The 3,471-nt window shown below is 76.0% G+C and carries 5 protein-coding genes; 2 read left to right on the top strand and 3 right to left on the bottom strand.

Translation table 11 applies throughout. The features are described from left to right. Window positions 1-381: NAD(P)H-hydrate epimerase (locus Q6969_RS14210; protein WP_317231023.1), on the top strand; the 381-nt coding region annotated here is incomplete at its 5' end. Window positions 382-424: 43 nt separating this feature from the next. Continuing rightward, a complete protein-coding gene (locus Q6969_RS14215; RefSeq protein WP_317231024.1) occupies window positions 425-1,720 on the top strand; it encodes a hypothetical protein in 1,296 nt (431 codons plus the stop codon). Here Q6969_RS14215 and Q6969_RS14220 read toward each other — a convergent pair. The 3 genes from Q6969_RS14220 to Q6969_RS14230 all read right to left on the bottom strand — a co-directional run. After that, window positions 1,710-2,264: a hypothetical protein gene (locus Q6969_RS14220; RefSeq protein WP_317231025.1), complete on the bottom strand. Its 555-nt coding sequence runs from the start codon at window positions 2,262-2,264 to the stop codon at window positions 1,710-1,712. The genes Q6969_RS14215 and Q6969_RS14220 overlap by 11 nt on opposite strands. Beyond that, window positions 2,261-2,857 (bottom strand): hypothetical protein, encoded by a 597-nt coding sequence (locus tag Q6969_RS14225; protein WP_317231026.1) that lies wholly within the window; start codon window positions 2,855-2,857, stop codon window positions 2,261-2,263. The genes Q6969_RS14220 and Q6969_RS14225 overlap by 4 nt, the downstream gene beginning before the upstream one ends. Continuing rightward, a partial coding sequence (locus Q6969_RS14230) for a hypothetical protein (RefSeq protein WP_317231027.1) occupies window positions 2,854-3,471 on the bottom strand: 618 nt, incomplete at its 5' end. The genes Q6969_RS14225 and Q6969_RS14230, both read right to left, overlap by 4 nt.

The following is a 3,471-nucleotide window of genomic DNA, read 5'->3' on the forward strand; positions in this document are numbered from 1 at the left end:
GAGGAGCTCGACGACGCCGCCATCCGCGGCCTCGGGCGCCGCGCGTCGCTCGTCGTCGACGGGATCCTCGGGATCGGCACCACCGCGAGCCCCGCGCTCCGCGGCGAGGCCCGGCGCGTCGTCGGGGCCCTCCTGAGCGTCGTGCGCGCGGCCGACGGCCCGAGGGTCATCGCGTGCGACATCCCGAGCGGCACGGGCGCGGACGACGGCGCCGTGCCGGATCCGACCGTGCTGCCCGCAGACGTCACCGTCACCTTCGGCGCGGGCAAGGCCGGCCTCCTGCGCGAGCCGGCGCGCGGACTCGCGGGGCGCGTGGTGCTGGTCGACGTGGGGCTCGACGTCGCCCGGCTCGGTCCGCCGGCGGTCGCCGCTCGCGCCTGACGGCATCTACCCAGGTGAGGGAACCGCTCGCTACCCTGAGCCCGTGTCCACCGTCCTGACCCGCACGCTGCGCCTCGTCGCCGCGCGCTGGCCGGCGCTCCTCGCCTGGTACCTCGCGGGCTGGCTCGGGCACTACCTGCTCATCCAGCTCGCCGCGGAGCTCGGCGCCCGGAGCGCGCTGGCGGGGCTCCTGGTGCTCCCGCTCGCGATCCTCGCGCGGCTCGGCGCCTTCATCGCGATGTTCCTCGTGCTGCGGGACGAGCTGCCCGCCTTCGCGGGCGCCGCCGCCGCCGGTCGGGACGCCGTGGACCGCGGCCCGCTGCTGCGGCGCGGACAGCGAACGGCCGACCTCCTGCTCGTGAGCATCCTCCCGTTCTTCGCGTTCTACGCCTCCTGGAAGCTGCTGGCCGACGACACCGTCCAGTACGCCACGACGGCGCTCCGTCGCATCGACTACTTCGAGGAACTGCCCGAGGGCGGCCGCGTCCTCGACGTCGCCCTCGACGCACGCACCGTCGCGGTCGTCGTGCTCGCCTTCACCGGGCGGTTCCTGCTGAAGCGCTACGCCGAGCGGCTGCCGCGTTGGACGGCCCTCGTCGCGGTGTACCTCGAGTCGGTCTGGGTCTACCTGACGCTGTTCCTCCTCACGCAGTACCAGGAGCGGGCGCGGGAGTGGATCGACACCCGCGCCGCGAGCGCGTGGGCCGCCGACGTGCGCGCGGGGCTCACCGGGTACCTGGAGCCGCTCGCCGTGCTGTGGGACGGGTTCGGCTGGGTGGTCGGCCAGGTGGGCGACGTGGTCCTCCTCCCCATCGCGTGGCTGACGCTCGCGGGCGTCGTCTACGGGCGCGCGCTCGCGCAGGCGGCGGCCCGGCGGCGCGCGGCGGATCCGCGGCGGGCCCTCGACCGCGGCTACCTGCGCGTGGCCGACCGGGTGCGGGCGCTCCCGGGCGGGGTCCGCCGCCGCGCGGCCGAGGTGGGCGAGGACCTCCTCAGCCGCTGGCGCCCGCTGGTCGACGCGGTGCGCCTGATCTGGCGCGCGGGCGTCCTGTCCATGGGCGTCTTCGTGCTCGCGTACGCCGTGGTGGAGGCGGGATCGTCGTGGCTGCTGCTCGGCGCCGTCCGGGCCATCGGGCCGCACGACCTGGTGACGTGGTGGATGAACGTCGACGACCTGCTGGGGTTCGGCGTCGACGTGGTGCTGGAGCCGCTGCGCATCTGCCTGATCGCGGCGGCGTACGACCTGTGCCTCCGCCGCCTCGAGGAGCGGCGCACGGCGGCGGGTGAGCCGCCCGCCGCGGCCCGGGAGTCCGAGGACCCCCGGCCGGTCACAGCGTGACGCGGAGGTAGCGCGGCAGCTGGTCGACGGTCTGCACCGCGAGCCGGAGGTCGGCGTCCTCGCCCGCGTCGACCGGCACGAGGAACCCCACGGCGGCCTCGTACCGTCCGAGCCGGGTGGAGTCGCAGCCCGTCGTCGTGGGGTCGTCGAAGTCGAGGTCGAGGTAGCTGGAGGAGGCGGGCTCCCAGATGCGGGCCGAGCGGTCGCCGTCCGCCTCGTCCAGCATCAGGGTGCATCCCTCGGACGCCCAGTCCACGATCGCGTGCGGGATGACGGTCATGCGGACGACGACGAGGTCGGTGCCCACCGGGAGCTCCCGTTCGACGCCCGGGTCGCTCGACCAGCGGATCCGGTCGGTGCCGTCGACGCGCCACGTGGTGGTCCCGAAGTCCGTGTCCGCGCCGACCGCCACGTCGACGGGCTCCACGGGCCGGCCCTCGCGGAACCCGCCCCACTCGTTCTGGAACACGATGCCGACGGTGAGGGGCGCGAGCACCACGGTCGCGACGAGGGCGACGCGGTTCCTCCGCCACCAGCCCGTCATCGCCGGCCCTCGACGGGCTCGTCCGTGGTCACGGCGTCCGCGACGGACAGGCGGGACAGGTCGACGGGGATCACGAGGAGCGAGTCCGTCCGGGCGTCGACGGTCGCCGCGAGCCGGACCACCGCGTCGGCCGTCCCCTCCGACGGCACGGCGTCGCGCGGCACCTCGAACATGAGCGGCCCGTGCACCGGGATGCCGACGGCCAGCGGGCGGTCCGCGACCGTGGCGAGGCCCGGCCGGGTGGAGGCGCTGTACACGTCCTCCCCCAGCACGAGCTCCGCGGTGCGGAGGCCGGCCGCGATCTCCGTCACCACGGCCTCCGCGGTCACGTCGACCACGACCCACGCGCCGGTCGTCTCCCCCACCCAGCCGTTCGACGCGGTCACGCTGCGGGCCGCGCGGACGTCCTCGACGGTCACGGCGACGTTGCGGCCCCGCACCTCCTCGCCGATGCGGCCGTGCACCTCGATGGGCGCCTGCCACTCGGACTCCGTGGGCGCCGTCCGCAGGATGAGGGACGCCGTCGCGATCACCGCGGCGAGCGCGGCCGCCGTGCCGATCCGGCGGAGGGCCTCGCGGCGCGCGGGCGTCACCCGTCCGCTCCCGCGCCGACGTCCTCGAACGGGACGGTGGCCCGCGCCTGCACGAACGGCTCCTCGAAGCGCTCGCCGTAGGTCACGAACCCCTCGGCGCGGTAGGTCTTGTCGTACACGTCGACCGGCAGGTCGGCTCCCGCCTCGGCCTGCACGGCGTCGCCGTCGACCTCCCAGACGAACGCGAGCTCCATGGGCACGTGCGGCTGCAGCTCGGGGCGGGAGGTGCCGTCGGCGAGGAGGAGGACGGCGACCGGATCCGTCTCCTCGTCGATGCCGGCGATGCCGACGGGGCGCAGGTTGTCGGCGGCGCCGGTGCCCGAGGCGGTCGAGACGGGGCCGTCCCAGACGTCCTCGACCGTCGCGACCACGGCGAGGAGCCGCCGCCCGTCCTCCGGCTCGAGGCCCGCCTCCGGCAGCGCGTCGATGAGCCGGGCGCGCTCCACGGCGATCCGGAGCTGGGCGCCCGTGACCGCGTCGCCGGCGCCGAGCGTCGGCAGCGCCTCGACGGGCGCGTCGTCGAGGCCGCCGAACGCGGCGGAGGCCGCGAGGACCACGAGGGTGGAGCCCGTCACGAGCCAGCGGGTCGGCACCCGGTCGGACAGCCGGACGGC

Origin of the sequence: Clavibacter sp. MX14-G9D (genome assembly GCF_032917815.1) — a bacterium.
Lineage (GTDB): Bacteria > Actinomycetota > Actinomycetes > Actinomycetales > Microbacteriaceae > Clavibacter > Clavibacter michiganensis_K.